Source organism: Vibrio navarrensis (assembly GCF_000764325.1).
Classification (GTDB): domain Bacteria; phylum Pseudomonadota; class Gammaproteobacteria; order Enterobacterales; family Vibrionaceae; genus Vibrio; species Vibrio navarrensis.
Window position 1 is genome coordinate 1320116 of the sequence record NZ_JMCG01000001.1, and the last position, 24221, is coordinate 1344336.

Sequence of the window (24221 nt, forward strand, 5' to 3'; positions counted from 1 at the left end):
TTGAGTCTTTCTATGGTAGGATTTCCGCCCTATATTTAGCTAAGAGTGAATGAGCGGTATAATCCATGCCTCAAACGTTACTGTTTCATAAAACCTATTTACATCCAACCAGTCAGGAGTGGGTGGTTTTTGTCCATGGTGCTGGAGGCAGCTCCTCAATATGGTTTAAACAGATCAAAGCATATAAGCAACACTTCAATCTGCTATTGGTGGATTTAAGAGGACACGGAAAATCGAATCAGTTGTTTAAAGATCTGATGAGTAGCCGCTACACGTTTAAAGCGGTGACGCACGATATTCTTCAGGTGCTTGATCATCTTAAAATCCACTCAGCCCATTTTGTCGGTATGTCTCTTGGCACCATTATTGTTAGAAATCTTGCGGAGATGGCAAGTGAACGCGTGAAGTCGATGGTACTTGGTGGCGCTATTACTCGCTTAGATGCCCGCTCGCAGTTTTTGGTGTCTCTTGGCAATGTGGGTAAGCACATTCTCCCTTACATGTGGCTATATAAACTGTTCGCCTATATCGTCATGCCGCAAAAGAACCAGCAAGAATCCCGACACCTGTTTATCCGTGAAGCAAAGAAATTGTGTCAAAAGGAGTTCAAGCGTTGGTTTATTCTGGCGGCGGAAGTTAACCCTCTGATGCGCTACTTCAAAGAAAGAGAGTTGCCAATTCCAACGCTCTATTTGATGGGTGATAAAGATTACATGTTTATCAAACCAGTAAAAGAGATGGTTGCAGTTCATAAACAGAGCGAACTGTTGGAGATCCGCGATTGTGGGCATGTTTGCAACGTCGAACGCCCTGAAGAGTTTAATCGCTATTCAATCAATTTTATTCGCAGACAAATTAAGATCTGATGTGTGGTTAACGGGTACTGTCAGGTTCGCCACAACACCAACAGAGAGCGAATTGGCCCTCATTTTCCTCACCGCAGTTTGAACAGTACCAATGAGTAGCAACGCAGGGCTTTTGCAAGTACTCACTAACGATTTTCAGTGCTGCCTGGTATTGCTGAGGCTCATGTAGCCAAATATAGGGGTCACTTTCACTGGTCGCGGGTAGTTCGCCTTTCAAGCCAAACAGCCCCTCTCCGTGTACATCACACCTGATATTCTCATTTCGCAACAGTTGACAGACGATATGCGCCTCGACAGGGGAATTAGCAGTAAACACACGCATGACTTACCGTTCACGCTGTACAGCAGACTGAGGGCGATATTTGTTCATCAACCATTTCACCACGATAGGAAAAAGCCCGAGTAATAGAAACGACAGCAAAACGGCGGGCGAAACAATCCCAGAGAGTGAATCGATCTCGGCGATTTGTGTTCCCGCGTTTAGATAGACAACGGTGCCGGGTAGCATGCCAACTTGACTGGTTAAGTAAAAGCGACTGGCTGTCATTTTACTTAACCCCATCAGAAGGTTAATCAGAAAAAAAGGAAACACTGGGATAAGTCGAAGTGATAGAAGATAGAAAGATCCATCTCGCTCAACACCTTGATTAATGGCTTGTAACTTGTCAGCAAATTTCTTTTGCACCCACTCTCTGAGCAAATATCGACTGCTTAAAAAAGCTAATGTAGCGCCTACCGTGCTCGCGAAAGAGACGAGCAGTAAACTAAACCAAAACCCGAACAAGGCAGCACCGAGTAAGGTAACGACAGTGGCGCCGGGGATGGAGAAAGCAGTCAGAGCGACGTATAGGACAAAGTAACTGATTGCGGCCGTTAGCCAGTGTTGGCTGATATAGTCGCTAAGGAGTTGCTGTTGAGCTTTGGCATTTTCTAAAGTGAGGTAGGGAGCAAAATGATAGACCAAAATAGCCATCACACTGATTAAAATAAGGCCAAAAAGCATTTTTCTATTCATCGCGTTTTTCCAAGTTTAATTCTCTAATCTAAGACAGGGAAAAACACAAAAAAATTTCGGGCAAGGCGAAAAAAACTAAGCAGAGTAAAGAATAAGCAGAGTAAAGAAAAAGCGGAGCAAAGAAAAAGCCACTTCGTTGCGGATGTGGCTTTCAGAAACTTACTCAAGCTTAAGAGGAAAGCTTATTGACTAACTCATCTCGGCGTTTTTGAGGAATGACGCTCCAGTGAGTTCCATTGATAGCGCCTTCTAACGCCCACAACAGTTCAAGGCTAACACTTCCACTGTGCGTGTTTTTTATCGCTTCATAAGCCCCAACAGAGCCGTGCATTTCCAACTGCTCAACCGTTTCAATACCTGCTTTTTTCAGCATACGCTCAGTCGCCAGCCTTAGATTTGGCAAATCTTTCAGACGATCGGGTTTGGCAACGGCTTGAAGCTCTTTCTCTTTTCGGGCGCTGTCCAAAGCTTGTCTTGCGACGCTCATCAGTGCAGTCTTGTTATCCCAAAGGGAATCGGTTACCGCGTAGTATTTGGTAACAACAGGGAAGCCACGTTTTTTGTAAACATAAGGCTTAAGGCCCTGTTTTTCGAACAATGAGGTTGTGTTTTGATCCGCGCGAATATGAAGCTGATCTTTGACGACCAATGCAAACATGGTCTCATCTGCAAAAAGGCCGAATCCGCCAAACATAGAGCGAGATTTTATCGCACCAAGTTGCTCAAAAAGCTTCATCGAATCTTTGAGTATCGGTTTATCCATGATGTGTTATCTCGGTGTAATTACAATTACGCCACCCATAAATCAGGTCCGAGAGACTAGCAAACCAATGCATACAAGATGTCATTAGAGAGTCAACTCAATGTAATGCATTTTTGCCATCGGGAACCCCGCTACCTACCAAAACAACATTTGGTTTAGGCCGGAGGCTTTGCGTCCCACCCTTTCAGATGGTTTGCCCTGTGCGTGACAGCTAAAGGATACGATTTCTATTGGACTAACATCACATTTTAGAATTAAAAGTGTGATCTTGGTTCAGGTAATAGTTTGCGGAAAATGAGCCAAAACTCGTACACGAGAATATTTGGTTATTTGTCACAATAATGATTTTGTTTTGACACAAAAAAATAGACGCCTAAATAGCGTCTATTTTTTAACATTATCAGTTCAATTTCTTAACCGTATCACGGATAACGATTTCAGGATGCATCTCAAAAATGCGTTTTTCGTGCTCTTTGTCCTTAATGCGTTCTAGTAGAATTTCAAATGCATTTTTACCCACACGACGTTTTGGTTGGTGAATAGTGGTCAGCGGCGGAGAGAAGTACTCGGCCAGTTCAATGTTGTCGTAACCGATCACCGACATGTCTTCAGGAATACGAATGCCGAGTTGTTGTAAACGGCTCATTAGGCCAAGTGCCATGGTGTCGTTAAAGCAGAAAATCGCGGTTGGACGATCGTCCCAAGAGGCAATTTTATCGGCAGCCAGTACCGCTGTGTCACATTCAAAATTACCTTCTAAGATCCAATCTTCGTTGACCGCTAGGTTTGCTTCCGCCATCGCGCGTTTAAAACCAAGAATACGCTCCTGACAGGCGGCTTTTTCGAAATGACCACTCAGGCAGGCAATTTTGCTGTGACCGTTATCAATCAGGTACTTGGTTGCGAGATAACCGCCTTCTTCCGAGTTATCGATGATCTTGTCCGCTTGTGAGCTAATTGGGCCCCAGTCCATGATTACTTTTGGAATGTCTGCGTGTCTATCGAGCATTTCACGCAGTTCTTCAGTCAGATCTGAACACATCACCAAGATACCGTCGACGCGTTTTTCAGCCAGCATGCGGATATAATCGCGCTGCTTTTCATAGATGCCACCAGTGTTACATAGAATCAAGGTATAACCTTGGCGGTAGCAGTAGCTTTCTACACCATCAATCACTTCAGAGAAAAAGAGATTGGTTGACTGAGTAACCAGCATGCCGATGGTACGAGTCGTATTGCATTTCAAGCTACGTGCGACGGCGCTAGGCGCGTAATTGAGTTCATCCACCGCTTTCATCACTTTTTCTTGCGTTGCTTCTGCAACAAAGCGGGTTTTATTGATCACGTGTGAAACTGTCGTGGTTGATACGCCGGCTAAACGTGCGACATCTTTAATTGTGGCCATAATTTTGTCCTGTCCAAGGTTACCGCGGAGAACATTGAGCCGGGTAACGCTCTTGCTACCTTTCTTCGAATCGGTCTTGAACATGGAGAGACCCTAGAAAAGCAGCAGCTTAGCTAAAAAAACACAAAAACCGCTGTTTTTCAGCGGTTTGCATTAAATTCATATTTTATCGTTTGCGGTCTCAATTTTATATCGAGATACGTCAGCAGGCAACCAGCTCAGCACGCGAATATTGTATCCGTGTTCACACTTTATTGGTTAATCTTCAGTCGAGTGATTGCTCTATTGATAAGCCTGTAATTATTATCCAAGTAAATAGTCACTGTCCAGTTTACAAAATGCAATTAATAGTTTTGCAACGCTGGCGTAGAAGCCAAATTGGTCATGTTGAAGGCACTGCTGGTGAAATCGCGGCAGCCAAGAAAGTAGCATGCTTTCAATAAATTGCTGTTGCTCGGCAAAGGCGCTTTCCATATGACGTTCTTGCTCCAGCTCATTCGAACGAATAATCAGATGGCCTAAAAAATCCAGTTGAATAGCGAGATGATCCGCAGGTTCATTGAGAGTGTCGCTCACTCTCACGCCGTGCTCTGTCATCAGCTTTTCCATCATTCTGGCTGGTTCGGCGTTGAGTAACCCAGATTGGTCGAGATAGATAGAAGCGTAAGGCAAAGCGCCATGTTTTGCGCTTTTCAGAAACAGGTCGCAAAAGTCTGCGGCCAGTTCAAGCTGAGCATCTTGACGGTCGAGCAGTTTGTTCAGCGTTTGCACCAGTTGCTGCACTTCGACACGCAAACGGTCATTCTCTGCTAAACCAGAAAGAAATGAACGAATCTCTGCGCTGTGATATTTGTCCAGTTCCACTTGGCTCAACTCTCTGGCAAAAAGGCTTGAAAACCACCAGTAAATTTCGGCGCGCTTTTCGTTGAAGGCTTTGATCTCTTGCATTTTCTTTATGCTCCTCAAGGTTTCTCTGATTAGTCTAACCAATAAAAATGAACAGCGGTCGGCCTAATTATTAATGGGCTATTTAATTATATGTCACCTTGTAAATGGGCGAAAAATAAGCTTGTCTTGAATCAATAAAAGCCGAGATTATTGTGCTAACTTTGCTCTGACGCTAGAAATGTGACTATTTATGAATAGAATGAATCGGCGTAGAGAATAATGACAGAAAGTGGTGTAAATGAGCTATCACGTATTAGTCGTAGAAGATGATGCAGTGACACGCGCTAAATTGGTGGGTTACTTCCAAAATGAAGGATATACCGTCAGTGAAGCAGAAAGCGGCACAGAAATGCGTGAGGTGTTGAACAGCCAAGCCATCGATTTGGTGATGCTGGACATTAATCTCACTGGAGAGGATGGCTTGCTTTTGACGCGGGAACTGCGTGGCCAATCGGATATCGGCATCATATTAGTGACAGGTCGCACGGATAGCATAGACAAAATTGTCGGTTTGGAGATGGGGGCGGATGATTACGTGACCAAACCGTTTGAGTTAAGAGAGCTGTTAGTTCGGGTGAAGAACCTCTTGTGGCGGATGTCGTTAACCGATACGGCGAAGCAAAAAGGGCGTACTGACGATCAGCAGCAGCACATTGTGCGCTTTGCTGATTGGACGTTTGACATTCATCGCCGGGCATTGAGCCGCAATGGTGAACCGGTAAAATTAACCAAGGCGGAATATGAGTTGCTGGTGGCACTTTCGTCATATCCCAACCAGGTGTTGAGCCGTGAGCGCATTTTAAACATGATTAGCCATCGTGTTGATGCGCCGAACGATCGCACCATCGACGTGCTGATTCGCCGCATGCGTGCCAAGATGGAGTTTGACCCCAAGAATCCGCAAATTTTTGTCACGGTTCACGGCGAAGGCTATATGTTCGCGGGGGATTAAAAGCCAGAAATGGGCTAAAGCAGGCCGCTTGATCTCAATGCCGAACAATAAAAAACGAGCTACATAGTCAGCTCGTTTTTTAATGGATGGCTTCTTTTTTTAAGCAGGATTTTTCGCGGCGACTTTTTCGTTGTTAGGCGCGGTGGTCAGTAAATCGCGCAAAGATTGCCAAATGAGACCCAAGGTTTCATACCAATAACGTTCGGTCTGCTCTAAATAGAGCGCTTTCGGCGCGTATTTGTCCCAAGCTTGGGTGATCTCTTTTTGCGCCAAATAGTTGGTAGGTGCTGGCAAAGGGGTTAAGCCTGCATCGTTAAACTCTTTCAAAGCTCGGGTCATGTGACTGGCCGAGGTAACCAGCACCAACTGCTTCTGCCGAACAAAAGCGGCGGCCTGTCGTGCTTCTTCCCAAGTATCTTTGGCATCTTCCAACAAGATAATGTCGGATTTCGCTACCCCAAGCGCTAAAGCCACATTTGCCATCATCCGCGCATGACTGATTTCAGAGCCGCCAGCGTAACCAGATAAAATCATTTTTGCTCCCGGGTACATACGCAAAATGCGAATCCCTTCAGCAAGGCGCATCAAGGCGGTGCGACTGAGTTCAGAGGTCGGGGGAATTTGGTCGTCCACTACATGGCCATTACCCAATACCATCACGTAATCGACACTTTGCACTTCAGGTAAAAAGACCGAGTACTGGCGCTCTAGAGGCATTAAAAGTTTGCTGGCAACGGGTTGGAATGAAACCAGAAAAATACCGATAAAAGAGAACAAAATGACAAAACAACCTGTTTTTTGCCTGGTGGTAAACATAATCAACATCAGGCCGAGCAGGCCGATGATGAGTAGCGCAGGCAAAGGCATGAGAAGCGCCGATACCGCTTTTTTCAGCTCAAACATACAGAAATAGTCCGAAAAAACATCACTTGACAGTAAAAAAGAGAGAATCCCTCTTTATTCCTGCTTTCCTTATGACAGAATAGCAGCACGATTCGATATGATAACCCAAGCCACAGTGAACCAAGACCGTAATTTCGACGATATTGCCCACAAATTTGCAAAAAATATTTACGGATCAGATAAAGGAGAGATCCGCCAAGTGATTGTTTGGGAAGACCTTGAACAGGTTTTAACCGCAATTGATGGTGATAAAAAGGCGCTGACTATTCTTGATGCGGGTGGTGGCTTAGCGCAAATGTCGCAAAAGCTTGCTAGGCTCGGACATCAGGTCGCGTTATGTGATCTATCTTCTGAAATGCTGCAATTGGCTGAACAGGATATTGCAAAAAACGGTTTGCTTGCGCAGTATCGGCTGATCCATGCTCCGGTGCAGTCCATTGCTGAACATCTGGATCAACCAGTGGATTTATTGCTGTTTCACGCGGTGATGGAGTGGTTGGCCGATCCGAAAAGCGCGTTAGAGACACTGCTTGCGCAAGTGAAACCGGGCGGGGCGGCATCCATCATGTTCTATAACCATCATGGCTTGGTTTATAAAAATGTGGTGTGCGGCAATATTCCGCATGTTTTACAAGGCATGCCACATCGAAAACGCTTTAAACTGCAACCGCAGCAAGGTCTGGATCCACAACAGGTTTATCAGTGGATTGAAGACGCAGGATTTGAGATTGGTGGAAAATCCGGTATTCGCTGTTTTAGCGACTACATAGGTAACCGGCAGAATATGGGTGACTACCAGTATGAAGACGTGTTGGCACTGGAAAGGCAATTGTGCCGACAAGAACCATACCTCTCGCTAGGCCGATACATCCATGTATGGGCGAAAAAGAAAGAAAAGCAGGAATAACAATGAGTGAGACAACTCTCAATGCTGCAGAGCAACCAATCGATGAATTGGTTAGCTGGGTTAAGCAGCACGATTTCTCATTGAACCTGACCACAGAACGTCTGGCATTTTTGATAGCCATCGCGGTGTTAAGTAACGAAAGGTTCGATGAAGAGTTGGGTGAAGGTGAATTGCATGATGCATTTACTATCGTCACTCGATTATTTGAAGAAACAGGCGAGGCGTCGGCGTTTCGAGCCAACAATGCAATTAACGAACTGGTTAAACAGCGCCTTATCAGCCGTTTTACCAGTGAAGTGACCGATGGAGCCAGTATCTATCGTTTGTCACCACTGGCGATTGGTATCACCGACTATTACGTCCGTCACCGAGAATTTTCCAAACTCCGCCTCTCGATTCAGCTCTCTATGGTGGCTGGTGAAATGGCCAGAGCCATTGATGCCGCTCAAAAAGGGGGAACCGCAGAGCATTGGAAGAAAAATGTCTACGGGGTGCTCAAGTACTCGGTCGGTGAGATTTTTGATCAGATCGATCTCAACCAGCGTGTGATGGATGAACAGCAGCAATCGGTTAAACAGCAGATTGCTGATTTGCTCAACAAAGACTGGCGTGATGCTATCAACAACTGTGAGTCTCTGCTTTCTGAAACCTCCAATACACTCAAAGAGTTACAAGATACGCTACAAGCGGCAGGCGACGAGCTACAAACGCAGATTTTGGATATCCAAGAGCTGGTTTATGGCGATCCTGAACTGGAGTTTATCGAGGAGACGCTGTTTGGTTTGCAGATGAAACTTGATCGCATCGTCAGTTGGGGACAGCAGGCGATTGATTTGTGGATCGGTTATGACCGCCACGTGCACAAGTTCATCCGTACGGCCATCGATATGGATAAGAACCGCGCCTTTAGCTCGCGCCTACGCCAATCGGTGAAGGACTACTTTGATCTGCCTTGGTATCTCACCTATGCCGATGCAGAGCGCCTGAGCGATCTTCGCGACGAAGCGCTGATGCTGCGTGATGAAGAAGTCACCGGACAAGTCCCCGCAGAAGTGGAATATGAAGAGTTTCAACAAGTCAATGATGAGCTTGCTGAGCGCATTGGCGGCATGCTTAAAGCGCATAAAGAGCAGGGCAGACCGATTGATCTCGGCACAGTACTGCGCGATTACCTCGCGCAACACCCTCAGACTCATCATTTTGATTTAGCACGAATGGTTATCGACCAAGCGGTCCGTCTTGGCTATTCCGAGTCGGATTATCAGGCGATTCAGCCCGATTGGCAGGCGATCAACGATTTTGGTGCAAAGGTACAAGCAAATGTCATCGACCGATATTAATGAATACATGCCAGAGAATCTGGCCAAAGCGATTTGTAACCCGCTTTTTCCCGCTTTAGATAGCATGCTGCGTGCAGGCCGTCACATCTCCAGCGAAGATCTGGATAACCACGCGCTACTTTGCGACTTTGAAGTCGAGCTATCGTCTTTTTATCAGCGCTACAACACCGAGCTGGTGAAAGCGCCCGAAGGCTTTTTCTATCTGCGCCCGCGTTCAACCTCGCTGATTGGCCGCAGCGTTTTGTCTGAACTGGACATGCTGGTGGGTAAAGTGCTCTGTTTTCTTTATCTCAGCCCAGAACGTTTGGCGCACGAAGGCATCTTCACCAATCAAGAACTGTACGAAGAGTTGCTGGCGCTGGCGGATGAGAAGAAGCTGATGAAGCTGGTCACTAATCGCGCTTCTGGCTCGGATCTTGACCGCGAAAAGCTGTTTGAGAAAGTGCGCACCTCTCTTCGTCGTCTGCGCCGTCTTGGCATGATCATCCATATCGGCGATACCGGTAAGTTCAGCATCAGTGAAGCGGTATTCCGCTTTGGCGCTGACGTTCGCGTTGGCGATGACATGCGTGAAGCGCAGCTTCGCCTCATCCGCGACGGTGAAGCGGTGGTGCATACCAAAGAGCCAACACAAGGCAGCCTATTGGGTGATGAAGACGATAGTGAATTTAACGAGCAAGCAGAATTAGAGGGTGAAGCATGATTGAAAGAGGTAAGTATCAATCGCTGACCATGGTCAACTGGAACGGCTTCTTTGCTCGTACTTTTGATATCGATGGTCTGGTGACGACTCTCTCGGGCGGCAACGGCGCGGGTAAATCGACCACCATGGCGGCATTTATCACCGCTTTGATCCCTGATCAAAGCTTGCTGCATTTTCGCAATACCACTGAGGCGGGGAGTAGCCAAGCCTCACGCGATAAAGGCCTCTACGGTAAATTGCAGCCAGGTGCGTGCTATGCGGCGCTGGATGTGGTGAACTCGCGCAACCAACGTTTGCTGTTTGCAGTGAAACTGCAGCAAGTGGCAGGGCGCGATAAAAAAGTCGACATCAAACCGTTTGTGATTCAAGGCTTGCCGAGCCATGTGAAGCCGACCGATGTGCTGATTGAAACCGTTTCGTCAACTCAGGCTCGCGTGCGCCAATTGAATGATGTGAAAGAGTGTGTTGGCCAGTTTGAAGGCGCGCATTTTAAATCGTTCCCATCGATTGTCGATTACCACTCGCAAATGTTTGAGTTTGGCGTGATCCCGAAAAAGCTGCGTAACTCAAGTGACCGCTCTAAGTTCTACCGCCTGATTGAAGCCTCGCTTTATGGGGGTATCTCAAGCGCAATCACCCGCTCTTTGCGCGATTATCTCTTACCGCAAAACGGTGGGGTGAAAAAAGCCTTCCAAGACATGGAATCGGCTCTGCGCGAAAACCGCATGACGCTGGAAGCGATCAAAACCACGCAGGCGGATCGTGATCTGTTCAAACACCTGATCACCGAATCAACCAACTACGTGGCCGCCGACTACATGCGCCACGCCAACGATCGCCGCAACAAGTTAGAACAAACCCTTTCTCTGCGCTCTGAGCTGTTTGGCTCACGCGAAATGCTGATTGAGCAAAATAGCTTACTGACTCGCGTTCAGGAAGAGCTGGCGCTGTTGATCGAGTCGGAATCGGCATTAGAGCAAGATTATCAAGCGGCGTCGGATCACTTGCAGTTGGTGCAAAACGCCTTGCGTCAGCAAGAGAAGATCGAGCGTTATCAAGAAGATCTTGAAGAACTGAACGAGCGTCTCGAAGAGCAGAGTATGGTCGTTGAGGAGGCGCAAGAGCGCGTATTGATGGCCGAAGAGCAGGCAACAGTTGCCGAAGAAGAGGTGGATAGCCTCAAGACTCAGCTCGCTGACTATCAGCAGGCGCTGGATGTGCAACAAACGCGTGCTCTTCAATATCAGCAAGCGGTGCAAGCGCTGGAAAAAGCCAAACTGCTGCTTGGTAACGATGAACTGAGCGCGGAAAGTGCGCAGTCAATGGTTGCTCAGCTCAAAGAGAGCGAAGCGCAACAAACCCAAGCCCTATTAGCACTTAAACACAAGCTGGATATGTCTTCGGCCGCTGCGCAGCAGTTTGAAACAGCGCTCAAGTGGTTACAAAGTATCACTGGTCCCGTTGAGCGTGCGTCAGCGGCAGAGAAGGCTCGCAGCGTCATGCAACAAGCGCGTGCGGCGCAGCAGTTGCTGAGCAATGAATCTCAGTGGCGTGCACAGTATCGTGATTTGGAACGTAGCCTGAACGCACAGCGTCAAGCCCAAGAAATGGCGGATGAATACCGCAAGCAACACAATGTTTCGCTAAGCGATGAGCTGGTGTTCGAGCAAGAGCGTGAGCGTCACCACGAGCTGATTGATTCTCTGGAGATGAGCTTAGAAGAAGCTCGTGAACAGCGCAGTGAGCAGCGCCGTCTAGAACAAGACACCCGCGCTGAGATCGCACATTTGCAAGCGCTCGCGCCGAGTTGGATTGCGGCCAATGATGCGCTGGAGAAACTCCGAGAGCAAAGTGGTGCCGAGCTTGCCGACAGCCAATCGGTGATGTCACAGATGCAGATGGTGCTCGAGCGCGAAAAAACGCTGTCGCTGAGCAAAGACAAATTGGCAGAGCGTCGCGCCAAGCTCGAAAGCGAGATTGAGCGTTTGGCATCGCCAGGCGGCTCGAACGATCCGCGCCTGAAAGGTTTGGCGGATACACTCGGTGGTGTGCTGCTAGCGGAGATTTACGATGACATCACCATTGATGATGCGCCGTACTTTAGTGCCATGTACGGCCCAGCGCGCCACGCCATCGTAGTCTCTGATCTGTCCGGCATCGAAGATAAATTGGTTGAGTTGGACGACTGTCCCGAAGACCTTTACATCATCGAAGGGGATATCGACGCCTTTGATGACAGCTCCTTCAACGCCGAAGAGCTGCATGGTGCGGTATGCGTGCGCCTGAATGAGCGTCAAATGCGTTACTCGCGCTTGCCGGAAATTCCTCTTTTTGGCCGCGCAGCGCGTGAGCAGCGTTTAGAATTGCTGCGAAGCGAGCGTGAAGAGGTGGTTGAGCAGCATGCCAAAGCGGCGTTTGATGCGCAGAAAATGCAGCGTCTGTTCCAAGCCTTCAACCAGTTTGTTGCTGAACACATCCAAGTGGCGTTTGCTGCTGACCCAGAGCTGGCGCTAAGTAAAGCGCGTGATACGTACAACCAGTTGACTCGCACCTTGAGTGAGCTGGAAGGCAAAGAGCAACAATACCGCACGCAGATCAGTAGCAGTAAGCAAGCCTTGGTGCTACTAGATAAACTTGCGCCGAACATGCGATTGGTTGAAGACGAGACGATCGAAGCGCGTTTTGCCGAAGTTGAAGCACAAATCAGCCAACTTACTCAAGCGAAAGCCTTTATTAGCGAGCATGGAAAAGCGGTCGTGGAACTGGAAAAAATGGCTTCGGTGCTGGAGGCTGACCCAGAGCAGTTTGACGCGCTTGAGGCCCAGTTTGCAAGCGCCGACCTCGCTCTGCAAGAACTGAAAAAGCAGATTTTTGCGCTGTCGGATCTGGTGGAACGTCGCCACTACTTTGCTTATTCCGATTCGGTTGATCTGCTTAACCAAGGCAGCGAGCTCAGTGAGCAGCTTCGCGGCAAATTGGTGGCAGCGGAGCGCAGCCGTACACGTTATCGCGAAGAGTTGAAACAAGCCCAAGGGCAAATGAATCAGTACAATCAGGTGCTTGCTTCACTGAAGAGCTCGTATCAAGCCAAACTGGAAACGGTGCAAGAGTTTAAGCAAGAGTTGGCAGAGTTTGGTGTGCACGCTGATGAAGGCGCGCAAGAGCGAGCCATTCGTCGTCGTGATGAACTGCATGAGCGCCTACACACTTCGCGCAGTCGCAAGAGTGAATACGAGCGCACCATCACCTCGACCGAGCTTGAAATGAAAGGCCTCGCCAAGCGTCTGAAAAAAGTGCAGAAAGATTACAGTGATCTGCGTACCTTTGTTGTGGCCGCCAAAGCAGGTTGGTGCTCGGTATTGCGTTTAGCTCGTGAAAATGACGTTGAACGTCGCCTGCACAAACGTGAGCTCGCTTACCTTTCCGCCGATGAGCTGCGCTCAATGTCGGATAAATCGCTTGGCGCATTGCGTTTAGCGGTGGCGAATAACGACGATCTGCGTGACGCGCTGCGCTTGTCGGAAGACAACTCGCGGCCAGAGCGCAAAGTCCTGTTCTACATTGCGGTCTATCAGCATCTGCGTGAGCGCATCCGCCAAGACATCATTCGTACCGATGATCCGGTAGAAGCGATTGAAGAGATGGAAGTGGAACTGGCTCGTTTGACTGAAGAATTGACGCTGCGTGAAAACCGCCTAGCGATCAGTTCTGAATCGGTGGCGAGTATTATCCAGAAAACCATTCAACGTGAGCAAAACCGTATCCGCATGCTGAACCAAGGCTTGTCCAACATCGCCTTTGGTCAGGTGAAAGGGGTGCGACTGAATGTCAAAGTGCGGGAAAGCCATGAAGTGTTGCTGAACGGTTTAGCAGCGCAGCAAGAACAGCACAAAGATCTGTTTGAATCGCCGCGTTATACCTTCTCGGAAGCGATGGCGAAACTGTTCCAACGCGTCAATCCACACATTGATATGGGCCAACGTTCGCCACAAGTACTTGGTGAAGAGCTGCTTGATTACCGCAATTACCTTGAGTTGAGCATTGAGGTCAACCGTGGTTCAGACGGTTGGTTACAAGCCGAATCGGGCGCGCTATCGACCGGTGAAGCGATCGGTACTGGTCAGTCGATTTTGCTGATGGTGGTGCAAAGCTGGGAAGAGGAGTCGCGTCGTCTGCGCAGCAAAGATATTGTCCCTTGTCGCTTGCTGTTCTTGGATGAAGCTGCGCGTCTTGATGCGAAATCGATCTCGACGCTGTTCGAGCTGTGTGATCGTCTCGACATGCAACTTTTGATCGCCGCGCCTGAGAACATCAGCCCAGAGAAGGGCACAACCTATAAACTGGTGCGCAAAGTGTTTAAAGATCATGAACACGTGCATGTGGTTGGGCTGCGCGGATTTGGTCAAGAGAGAAAGCCAAAGAGCGAGGCTCAGGAGCTGTTGGAAGCCTTCTAATCTTTGCAATGTAAGTTAAACACCCGCCCGATATGGCGGGTGTTTTTGATCTTGGCGGCAACTAAAAGCAAACAATGCCGATCATCACTGCATGTTCGCTGCCAATTGCAACTGTTTGTTATGTAAACGGGATGTTAATATACGCCAGCGATGACAGAGGAAGATGCAATGAATGCACTGGTGAAACCCGAAACGGATATCCATTTTGAAGCAACACCCGCTCAGGCAGCCAATGAGCTTGAGTCTTGGTTTGATGCGCTCAAGCGCGCTTATCAGCAAGATCCAATGCCAAGTTTTAGCCAAAGGAAGCAGCGGTTGCTGGCGCTGAAAAAACAGTTAAGTCGCTATCAAGATGTGCTTGCGCAGGCGATGAGTGACGATTTTTCTGGCCGCAGCGTAACTGAGTCGAAAATGGCTGACGTACTCGCGCCGATTTTAGACATCAACCACGTCGTGCGTCATTTAAAAGGTTGGATGAAACCGCGCCGCCGCGCCACAGAGCTGATGTTTAAGGGCAATAAACTGGAGCTGCGTTATCAGCCCAAAGGGGTGGTGGGGATCATTTGTCCGTGGAATTTTCCGATTTATCTTTCTGTTGGGCCACTTATCACCGCCTTGGCGGCAGGCAATCGCTGCATGATAAAAATGCCGCCAAACTGCCCGAAAACCAGCCAAATCTTGAGGCAGATGTTGAGTGAGATTTTCCCGCAGGACTTGGTTTGTGTGGTGGATGGCACTCACCCTCAAGCGATGCAGATCTCCCATTTGCCGTTTAACCACTTGGTGTTTACCGGATCGCCAGCCAGCGGACGGGTTATCATGGCGAATGCGGCTGCCAATCTCACCCCAGTGACTTTGGAGCTCGGTGGTAAATCGCCAGCCATTGTGCTGGATGACTTTGATATCACTCAGGCGGCGCAGCGTATCGCCCATGGTAAAGGGTTTAATGCAGGGCAGATTTGCATCGCACCTGACTATGCCTTTGTACCGCAAGCGAAAATGGCCGAATTTGTGGCGGCGATGAAACAAGCGCACAGTAAAGTGTATCGCCAGCTTTCTGGTAATCAGGATTACACCTCGCTGGTGGATGAGGCGCAATATCAACGTTTTCATCAGCTTCTGGAGGATGCCCGCGAAAAAGGCGCAGAGATAACACAATGTCTTGAGTATGGCGATGGCAGACAAACGCCGCTTTATGTAGTGACGCAACTAACGCCACAGATGCGCATCTGTCAGGAAGAGATTTTTGGCCCACTGCTTCCCGTGCACGGTTATCAAGACGTGCAAGAGGTGGTCGATTACATCAATCAACGTCCACGGCCGCTGGCTTGTTACCTCTTTAGTCACGATGAGGCTCAGCGTGAGCAAATCCTAGCGCAGACCCATAGCGGCGGCGTCACCATCAACGATTGGGGCTGGCATGTGATGAATCATTCGGTGCCATTCGGCGGAATTGGCAATTCCGGTATCGGTAACTATCACGGTGAAGAAGGGTTTCGTGAGCTAAGCCATGCGCGCAGCGTTTTGCTGATGCGAGATTGGTTCCCGATCAGTCTGTTTTCTCCGCCTTATGGCCGTTTGATTCAAAAGCTGGTTTTGCGGCTGTTTGTCGGCAAGGCCGACAGAAATCTATAAAGCCGATGGCTGACGGCTGATGTGATTTGCCCGTTTGCATCTAAGACAGTCGATAACCGCCAGTGGAAAACAACAAGTGGGCTAGGCAGAAAAAGGCCCACATTGGTTGTGGGCCGTTGTGGCGATTAATCGCGTGATGTAATCACGCCAAATTGTTTGGCTGAATATGCGACGCGCTCTGCCGGTGTTGGATACGTGAGCTGAGTACCTAAATTTTCAATATGGTGCAACCTTGGTAGCAAGCCACAGCCATTGGCTATCTGAATCGCTAAACCCGGGCGAGCGTTGAGCTCAAGCACCATTGGCCCTTCTTCTTTATCCAACACCATGTCGGTGCCAATATAGCCAAGCCCGGTCATTTCCCATGCGCTGGCGGCCAATGTAAGTAAGCGCTCCCAATGGGGAACCTGCAGTGTTGCCAGCTCTTTTCCGGTATCTGGATGATGGGTGACTGGCTGGTTAAATTGCACCGCGCGCACCGCTTTACCTGTCGCGATGTCAATGCCCACTCCGACGGCGCCTTGGTGTAAGTTGGCTTTGCCATCGGATGCGGCCGTCGAGCAGCGCATCATCGCCATGATTGGATAGCCTTTGAAGACAATAATGCGCACATCCGGTACCCCTTCAAAACTGAAACCGTCAAAACAGTCATCAAATTTGATAAGGTTTTCCACCACCGCAACGTCGTTTTTTCCGCCCAGAGAAAAGAGTCCGGCCAGTGTATTGCTTAAATGGCGCTCGACTTCCTCTTTATTGATGGTCGCCCCAGAGGGTTTGGTATAGACGCCATCTTTATGTGAAGTGACCACCAAAATGCCTTTACCCCCGCTGCCACGCGCCGGTTTGATAACAAAGCCGGGCCAGCTTTTGACCATCTCATGAATGGTTTTAACTTCAACCTGATTGCTGATCACACCAATCAATTGCGGTACCGTACACCCAGCGCGCTGGGCGATGATTTTGGTTTGCAGCTTGTCATCCACCAAAGGGTATTTAGAGCGGTCGTTATAGCGCCCAATGTAGCTATGGTTGCGCTTGTTCATGCCCATAATCCCTTTGCGGCGCAGCTTAAACGGCGAGGTGTAGTTAGGCAAAATCGATAGCATCAATTAGTCCTCCACCAGAGGCTTGAAGCGGCGCAACTCGGTGATACGGTAACCTGTGTAAGTACCCAGCAGCAAAATAGCGGCAAGAACGATCAACTGCAGGCCGATAAAATTAAAGGTCAGATGCTGCACATAGCTGTTGGTCATACCAAGGTAGACCAACACGGCGGTAAAGAGCGAGCCACCACCTTGCAAGATAACCTCTTTGGCGCCTTCCTCTTCCCACAAAATGGACATACGTTCGATGGTCCAAGACAAGATAATCATCGGGAAGAAGGTGATTGAAAGCCCTTCGGTCAAACCGATCTTAAACGCCACCACGGTAAATATGGAGATGATTAAGATCACCGTAATGATCACCGCCGATATTCGTGCAACCAACAGCAGGTTGAGTTTAGACAGATAGCTGCGGATGATTAAACCGGTGCCGACAATCAGCAAAAAGCCGACAATGCCGGTGACCAACTGCGTTTGTACGAACGCCACTGCGATCAGTACCGGCATAAAGGTCCCTGAGGTTTTCAGGCCGATGATCACCCTGAGGAAAACCACAATCAGCGCGCCAATCGGGATCAACATGATGGTCTTAAACATCGCTTGTTCTTCCAGCGGCAAGCTGTGAATGGAAAGGTTTAGCAACCCATCGGCTTCAACCTTGTTGTTGGTCGCTTGCTGCGGAGAGATGTCCTGAGCAATCATCGAAAAGTGCACTTGGCTGTTCTGACCGCCCATCAAATCTAACAAAGAGATGTTGGACTCATCCCATACCAGTAGGTTGGCCGATGTTGCGTGTTGCTCTGAGCTCGGTGAAAACAGCAGCCACTCTTGACCATTCCATACCTGGACCATAGGTTGAATAGTTTGGCGGCGACGTCCATCTTCGAGCTCGATGACTCCGACAATTTTGCTCTGTACTTCGGCACTCGAAAGCAGCTTATAGAGCGTCGTGGTTTTGTCTTGGTTGTTGAGCAGCAGCGCCGCACTTTGGCTATCGGGATCATTGAGCGTTTTGATCAGTTCACGTGTAAACGTCACGTTGTCTGAAGAACGGCTCATTGCTTGATTGATCAATGCATCGGCCGCGGTTTGCTCCGGGCCGGTAAAGGTCGGTTTTTCGATGGTCTCTGCCGGAGGAATAGGCGTGGCTTTGGCGTGCGGGTCAACCAAAAACTGGGTTTTGTAATAAATTGTCTGTGCGCCAGAAGCTTTGCGAATCGACCACTCTGCGCGGCGGCCTGCATCCGTATTGACGTAGGAAACACCGTAACCCGGCGAAGAGGCCGTTTCACTAATCAAGGTAAAACCGGTTTGCGTATTTGGGGCGGCAAGGGAGGCTTTTACCTCCTGACCTTGCGCGTTAAACTCAATTCGCGCCTCAATATCCCAAATTTGTCGGCTTTCGCCAGGAGCCCAAGGAACACCATAAGTCTGGTGTCTAAAAACGCTTAAAGTCACCCCGGCGACAATAAGCAAGACGATGGATAGGTAAAAAGGAATTCGGGAAGTCATGATCTACCTTATTTTTTCTTTGCTTCGCTCTGAATGTACGTACGACTGACGTCCACCAGAGCGATATCACGAATAAACTCGCGGCCAAGCAGAACTGGATGGCTCATCTGTGAGCGGTCTGCCAATGTAAATTGTGCTTTTTCATGAATCGCCCCCACCTTCACCCACAGCTCAACGACTGCGCGGCGTTCGGTTTCATCATTAGTAGACTGGCGGATTTTGACGAAGCGAATAATCGGCGCTTCAATCCAATTTTCCTCGGTTGCAGGTTGGGTGCTGTCGGCGAGATGAAAACGCACCCACTGTTTGCTATTGCGCTCGAAGATTTCTATATCAACCGCATTGAGTGAAGAGGTTGCCGCACCTGTATCAACACGCGCATCAAAAGACTGTTTAATCGAATCAATCGTCACTTTCTCAATAGCGCCGAGAACAATGTCTGTTTTGGCTGGAGCATGTTTGACTGCGACGACTTCGGGTTGGGCCGCCTTAGGAACGGCAACGGCTACTGGAGCTTGAGGTTGGGGCATCTCGGCGATTTTTTTTTGTAGTTCGAGGATCTGATTTTCTAAGCTTTCAATGTAATCGACCTGATTGGAGGATTGAAGAGTCAGGTTTTCGATTCTGTTGGTAATACGCGCTTCAGAATCGTGCAGGGCGGAGAGCATTTGTTGTTGATGTTGCTCGCTGTTGGTTAATGTGCAGCCAGATAACAGAACAAAAGCGAGTGCTGGCGTCAATCGTAGTAACATTGAATGCCTTATGGTTATGAGGATTAAGTATTTGTATTTGGGAGTTTAGCTTAATAAAAAGGATGCGTGAAGCATCCTCATGTAAGGGTATGGTGATACTCAAATTTCTGAGTCAAGAGAGTGTCAATTATGGTTTTTTCGCAACTAACACGGCGCGGCGAGGCGCTGGATAGCCTTCAACGGTTTTGCTCGCATCGCTCGGATCAAGATAATCTGGCAGTGAATTGTGAGTCATCCAATCGGTGCTACGTTGCTCTCCAATCGAGGTGACATTTTCATCCACAATGCGCACTTGTTCAAAGCCGACCAATTCCAACCATACTTTCAATGCGCGCGCAGAAGGGAAAAAGTAGACATTGCGCATTTGCGCGTAGCGCTCTTTCGGTACCAAGACGGCGTTTTCATCGCCCTCGATGACCAGCGTTTCCAAAATCAACTCACCACCGGAAACGAGCTGATCTTTCAGTTGGATCAGATGATCGAGCGGTGAACGGCGATGGTAGAGTACACCCATACTGAATACGGTATCAAACGCTTGCAACTTTGGCAGTTGCTCGATACCCAAAGGCAAAAGGTGAGCGCGTTGATCTCCCCCCATCAACTTGCGAATCGCTTCAAACTGAATCAAAAACAGATGGGAAGGATCAATCCCCACGCACAGACGTGCCCCTTCACCAAGCATGCGCCACATGTGATAACCGTTACCGCAACCGACATCCAGCACGCTGCGGTTTTTCAGTGGCGAAATATGCGGGAGAACACGATCCCATTTCCAATCACTGCGCCACTCGGTATCAATATGAATGCCGTGCACATGGTATGGCCCTTTGCGCCAAGGGTGGAAAGTGCGCAGTAAGCTTTCGAGTTTTTTCAGCTCACCGATGGGCATAGGTTGGTGATTTGAAATGGTCACCGACTGCTTGAGCTCGATGTTGTCTGGCGCATCGGCAGAGATTTTGTTGAGTGCACGTAACCAGCGATCAAAATCACCGTGCTCCGCATTTTGCCAATCTGTCAGTTGCTGTGGCAGTACATTGAGCCAAGGTTGCAGACGAGTGTCTTGAGCAATAAGTTGATAAAAATTTGCAAAGTTAAACATGGTTAGTTGATCACTGTTGGTTAAGTCATTTTTTATGTATTAGTTTGCACGGCAGAGTCGGCCGTTATGTATAGCACGTGGTGACTATTTGATGGCAAACATTGAGCCAAAGTTAAAGCATTGAAACCACACTTCGAAACTGGAGAAGCCAATTTCAGCGAAACGTGCTTTGTGCACTGCGATAGAATCTGGGCGCATCACGTTTTCAATGGCACTGCGTTTTTGGCTGATTTCCAGTTCGCTGTAACCGTTGGCGCGTTTGAAGTCATGGTGTAAGTCGATCAGCAGTTCGTTCGAGACTTTGTCTTCAAACACGTATTTTTCCGACAAGATCAAAATGCCGCCTGGGCGTAGCCCCTGATAGATTTTTTCCAGTAGCGCTCTTCTGTCGGCGGGCACTAAAAATTGTAAAGTGAAGTTGAGTACCACCACAGAGGCGTTTTCGATATCAATGTCGCGAATGTCCGCTTCAATGACTTCAACAGGCGTATCACTGCGATAAGCGTTGATATGCAGTTTGCAACGCTCGACCATCGCAGGTGAGTTATCGACCGCGATGATTTGACACCCTTCTTGTTTGATGTGGCGGCGCATTGATAAGGTCGCGGCCCCTAGTGAGCAGCCCAGATCGTACACCTTGCTGTGCGGTTTGACGAAGCGCTCAGCCAGCATGCCGATGGCAGAGATGATGTTGCTGTAACCCGGCACCGAACGCTGGATCATGTCCGGAAAGACTTCGGCAACACGCTCATCAAAGGTGAAATCCCCAATTTTATCGATTGGAGCCGAAAAAATAGTATCTGGATTGCTTTTGGGGTTCATAACCATTCTCTGCATGCAACTGGCCTACAACGACGCAGGCACTAAAAAGGCGCGTATTTTAGGGGAAATTGACGCGTGTGTCATGTTTTGCCGTGCTCTGTTTAGAACATCGATATTTGCGGTTGGTTGTCGTTTGCTGGAAAATTTGCCAAATCAGGTAATTGCACCATTTGCTGCAACTGTTGGTAGAGTTTGAGCGCGAGTTCGGGCGCTAAGATGTTATCGGGCGTATGGATCATCACATAGGGCTGTTTTTCTTCACTTATCCACTGTGGCAGCTTTGTCAGCCAAGGCTGGAAAAAGGGCAGATTTGCCTCAAGATCCGGATGACCAATGAAACGGATCATCGGATGATGGGCGGTAGCAATCGCGTGCACAGGCACGCGCGGTTTTTTCTGCTGGGCATCAATGACGGCATCGCTGGTGGGAGCAGCGGCAAAAACCGGACGGCTATCCATAATAATGCGATCTATACCTGCCTCCATTAACCAGTGGTTAAGGCGTTTTTCATCGTCGCCTTTGGCAAAAAAGGCCGGATGGCGAACTTCCACGCCAAGCGGAAAATCGCGCGGAAAAAGCTGACAAAAGCGTTGTAGCCTTGGCAAATATTCGGGAGCAAAGGCGGCAGGCAATTGAATCGTCCATTGGCCGATGCGTGCATGCAAAGGGGCCATAATGTGCAGAAAATCCGCCAGCATTGCTTGGCAGCCTTGCAGCATTTGTTGATGGGTAATTGCTTTGGGCAATTTGAAGGTAAAGCGAAACTCATCGTGTGTGGCCGCAGACCAATTGCTCACTGTAGATGCGTTAGGTGTGGCATAAAAGGTGGTGTTGCCCTCCACGGTGTGAAAGACTTGCGCATACTTTTCCAATCGCTGCGCAGGCTTAGTGCCGGATCCATAAAAGCTCTGTTGCCACTGGTTGTGCGACCACATCGTTAAGCCGAGTCGAATAGGGAGTTTATTCATCATTTACCTTGCTCTCATTCCACCTGATTACTTTACGGCAGTTTTGCCCCAATAGGTACTTTCACGCTATAATCGCGACCCATTTTTATGCTTTGCTGTGCTTTTGAACAGTTGTTGTATTAAAAAGCACCAATGCATGATAAAACGCAATAAATTGTATTCTGACTAGTCGATTTTCTTAGACTTTCAGCGTATAAATGGACCTTTGCTCTGCGGAGAAATTCACCGGCGGAGTCGTTATCAATTGAAGAGAGATTGGGAATTTCATTATGCGTACCCATTACTGTGGTCACCTGAACAAGTCCCTTGCAGGACAAACTGTAGAGCTATGCGGCTGGGTTAACCGCCGTCGTGATTTAGGCGGTCTGATTTTTATCGATATGCGAGATCGCGAAGGTGTCGTTCAGGTAGTCGTCGATCCGGATATGGCGGACGCGTACGAGATCGCAAGCCAACTGCGTAATGAATTCTGTATCAAACTCACGGGTGAAGTTCGTGCGCGCCCAGAGAGCCAAATCAATGCGGAGATGGCAACGGGTGAAGTGGAAATCTTGGCCAAAGGCCTTGAGATCATTAACCGCTCTGACGTGCTGCCATTGGACTTCAACCAGAAAAACTCAGAAGAGCAACGTCTGAAATATCGCTATTTGGACCTGCGTCGTCCAGAAATGAGTGATCGCATTAAACTGCGTGCCAAAGCGTCGAGCTTTGTTCGCCGTTTCCTCGATACCAATGGTTTCCTTGACATCGAAACGCCAGTGCTGACCAAAGCGACGCCGGAAGGTGCGCGAGACTACTTGGTGCCAAGCCGAGTGCACAAAGGTAACTTCTATGCGCTGCCTCAATCACCACAGTTGTTTAAACAGCTGCTGATGATGTCTGGGTTTGACCGCTACTACCAAATCGTCAAATGTTTCCGTGACGAAGATTTGCGTGCAGACCGCCAGCCTGAATTTACTCAGATCGATATTGAAACGTCATTCATGACGTCAGATGAAGTGCGTGCCATGACGGAGAAAATGATCCGTGAAATGTGGCTGGAGTTGCTGAACGTTGATTTGGGCGAGTTCCCAGTGATGCCTTACAGCGAAGCGATGCGCCGTTTTGGTAGTGATAAGCCAGACCTACGTAACCCGATGGAATTGGTTGACGTCGCTGATCTGCTCAAAGAAGTAGATTTCAAAGTCTTCTCTGGCCCGGCGAACGATGAAAAAGGTCGTGTTGCAGTTCTGCGCGTTCCTGGCGGTGCGGCTTTGACGCGTAAACAAATCGATGAATACACATCATTTGTGTCTATCTACGGTGCGAAAGGCTTGGCATGGCTGAAAGTCAATGATCTTGCCGCTGGCATGGAAGGTATTCAATCTCCAGTGGCCAAATTCCTTTCTGATGACATCGTCGCTGAGATCATTGAGCGCTCGGGCGCGCAATCTGGCGATATCATCCTATTTGGCGCCGATAAAGCCAACGTGGTTGCCGAAGCGATGGGCGCGTTGCGTCTGAAAGTGGGTAAAGATCTTGCTATCACTAACGAGTCCGCTTGGGCGCCGTTGTGGGTGGTGGATTTCCCAATGTTTGAGAGTGATGGTGAAGGCAATGTTGCAGCAATGCACCACCCATTTACCTCACCGCTTAACATGACGCCAGAAGAGCTGAAAGCCAACCCAGAAGGTGCGTTATCTAACGCATACGACATGGTTCTAAACGGCTACGAAGTGGGTGGCGGTTCAGTGCGTATTCATGACGCGAAAATGCAAGCTGCCGTGTTTGATCTACTGGGCATTGAAGCCGAAGAGCAGAAAATCAAATTTGGCTTCCTTCTAGATGCGTTGAAATTTGGTACACCGCCTCACGCAGGTTTGGCGTTTGGTCTGGATCGTCTGGTGATGTTGCTGTGTGGTACGGAAAACATCCGTGACGTGATTGCCTTCCCGAAAACCACTGCGGCAGCGTGTCTGATGACCGATGCGCCAAGTCTTGCTAATGCGGCGGCGTTGGAAGAGCTGGCGATTTCGGTCACGCTAGCAAAAGAGAAAAGCGCTGAGTAAGCGTTAAGTTTGTGAAAAAACTCCCG

Annotated in this window: 20 protein-coding genes and 1 riboswitch; of the genes, 8 read left to right on the forward strand and 12 right to left on the reverse strand. The window is 48.8% G+C overall.

From position 1 onward, the window contains the following. Nucleotides 1–65: 65 nt before the first annotated feature. Nucleotides 66–866 carry an alpha/beta fold hydrolase gene (locus tag EA26_RS05970; protein WP_039425457.1) on the forward strand — a complete coding sequence of 267 codons (801 nt, stop codon included), beginning with the start codon at nt 66–68 and terminating at the stop codon, nt 864–866. 7 nt (nt 867–873) lie between these two features. Here EA26_RS05970 and EA26_RS20260 read toward each other — a convergent pair whose 3' ends face one another. From EA26_RS20260 to torD, 5 genes are all read right to left on the reverse strand, one after another. Further along, entirely contained in the window at nt 874–1188 is a 315-nt protein-coding gene (locus EA26_RS20260; protein WP_081947034.1) for a putative signal transducing protein, read from the reverse strand. 3 nt (nt 1189–1191) lie between these two features. Then, nucleotides 1192–1881, reverse strand: a complete 690-nt coding sequence (locus EA26_RS05975; RefSeq protein WP_039425458.1) for a TVP38/TMEM64 family protein — start codon at nt 1879–1881, stop codon at nt 1192–1194. 169 nt (nt 1882–2050) lie between these two features. Continuing rightward, nucleotides 2051–2644: a TfoX/Sxy family DNA transformation protein gene (locus tag EA26_RS05980; RefSeq protein ID WP_039425463.1), complete on the reverse strand. Its 594-nt coding sequence runs from the start codon at nt 2642–2644 to the stop codon at nt 2051–2053. 118 nt (nt 2645–2762) lie between these two features. Then, nucleotides 2763–2852: riboswitch (cyclic di-GMP riboswitch) on the reverse strand. A gap of 192 nt (nt 2853–3044) precedes the next feature. After that, nucleotides 3045–4049, reverse strand: a complete 1005-nt coding sequence (gene purR / locus EA26_RS05985) for an HTH-type transcriptional repressor PurR (protein ID WP_039425465.1) — start codon at nt 4047–4049, stop codon at nt 3045–3047. Between the two features lie 303 nt (nt 4050–4352). Then, nucleotides 4353–4997, reverse strand: coding sequence for a molecular chaperone TorD (gene torD / locus EA26_RS05990; protein WP_039425468.1), 645 nt, complete (start codon nt 4995–4997; stop codon nt 4353–4355). Nucleotides 4998–5235: 238 nt separating this feature from the next. Between torD and torR the strand changes: the two genes are divergently transcribed. Further along, on the forward strand, nt 5236–5949 hold the full coding sequence (gene torR / locus EA26_RS05995; RefSeq protein WP_039425470.1) for a two-component system response regulator TorR: 714 nt from the start codon (nt 5236–5238) through the stop codon (nt 5947–5949). Nucleotides 5950–6048: 99 nt separating this feature from the next. Here the strand turns inward: torR and elyC are convergent, their stop codons facing one another. Then, entirely contained in the window at nt 6049–6852 is an 804-nt protein-coding gene (gene elyC, locus EA26_RS06000) for an envelope biogenesis factor ElyC (RefSeq protein ID WP_039425473.1), read from the reverse strand. Between the two features lie 97 nt (nt 6853–6949). Here elyC and cmoM point away from each other — a divergent pair, with 97 nt between their 5' ends. From cmoM to EA26_RS06025, 5 genes are all read left to right on the forward strand, one after another. Then, a complete protein-coding gene (gene cmoM / locus EA26_RS06005; protein ID WP_039425476.1) occupies nt 6950–7759 on the forward strand; it encodes a tRNA uridine 5-oxyacetic acid(34) methyltransferase CmoM in 810 nt (269 codons plus the stop codon). A gap of 2 nt (nt 7760–7761) precedes the next feature. Beyond that, nucleotides 7762–9099: a chromosome partition protein MukF gene (mukF, locus tag EA26_RS06010; RefSeq protein WP_039425479.1), complete on the forward strand. Its 1338-nt coding sequence runs from the start codon at nt 7762–7764 to the stop codon at nt 9097–9099. Continuing rightward, complete coding sequence (gene mukE, locus EA26_RS06015) at nt 9080–9802, forward strand: chromosome partition protein MukE (protein WP_039425480.1); 723 nt, start codon at nt 9080–9082, stop codon at nt 9800–9802. Before mukF ends, mukE begins: the two co-directional genes overlap by 20 nt. Next, a complete protein-coding gene (gene mukB, locus EA26_RS06020) occupies nt 9799–14256 on the forward strand; it encodes a chromosome partition protein MukB (RefSeq protein ID WP_039425483.1) in 4458 nt (1485 codons plus the stop codon). Before mukE ends, mukB begins: the two co-directional genes overlap by 4 nt. Before the next feature lie 168 nt (nt 14257–14424). After that, nucleotides 14425–15891, forward strand: coding sequence for a coniferyl aldehyde dehydrogenase (locus tag EA26_RS06025; protein WP_039425485.1), 1467 nt, complete (start codon nt 14425–14427; stop codon nt 15889–15891). A gap of 125 nt (nt 15892–16016) precedes the next feature. Here EA26_RS06025 and EA26_RS06030 read toward each other — a convergent pair whose 3' ends face one another. From EA26_RS06030 to EA26_RS06055, 6 genes are all read right to left on the reverse strand, one after another. Then, nucleotides 16017–16997 (reverse strand): alpha-L-glutamate ligase-like protein, encoded by a 981-nt coding sequence (locus EA26_RS06030; RefSeq protein WP_039425487.1) that lies wholly within the window; start codon nt 16995–16997, stop codon nt 16017–16019. Between the two features lie 3 nt (nt 16998–17000). Further along, complete coding sequence (locus EA26_RS06035; protein WP_039425489.1) at nt 17001–18506, reverse strand: inactive transglutaminase family protein; 1506 nt, start codon at nt 18504–18506, stop codon at nt 17001–17003. Nucleotides 18507–18514: 8 nt separating this feature from the next. After that, nucleotides 18515–19258 carry an ATP-dependent zinc protease family protein gene (locus EA26_RS06040; protein WP_039425492.1) on the reverse strand — a complete coding sequence of 248 codons (744 nt, stop codon included), beginning with the start codon at nt 19256–19258 and terminating at the stop codon, nt 18515–18517. 127 nt (nt 19259–19385) lie between these two features. Next, nucleotides 19386–20357, reverse strand: a complete 972-nt coding sequence (cmoB, locus tag EA26_RS06045) for a tRNA 5-methoxyuridine(34)/uridine 5-oxyacetic acid(34) synthase CmoB (RefSeq protein WP_039425494.1) — start codon at nt 20355–20357, stop codon at nt 19386–19388. 84 nt (nt 20358–20441) lie between these two features. After that, entirely contained in the window at nt 20442–21179 is a 738-nt protein-coding gene (gene cmoA, locus EA26_RS06050) for a carboxy-S-adenosyl-L-methionine synthase CmoA (protein WP_039425497.1), read from the reverse strand. 101 nt (nt 21180–21280) lie between these two features. After that, entirely contained in the window at nt 21281–22147 is an 867-nt protein-coding gene (locus tag EA26_RS06055; RefSeq protein ID WP_039428807.1) for a DUF72 domain-containing protein, read from the reverse strand. A gap of 269 nt (nt 22148–22416) precedes the next feature. Here EA26_RS06055 and aspS point away from each other — a divergent pair, with 269 nt between their 5' ends. Next, nucleotides 22417–24195, forward strand: coding sequence for an aspartate--tRNA ligase (gene aspS / locus EA26_RS06060; RefSeq protein ID WP_039425500.1), 1779 nt, complete (start codon nt 22417–22419; stop codon nt 24193–24195). Nucleotides 24196–24221: the final 26 nt, after the last annotated feature.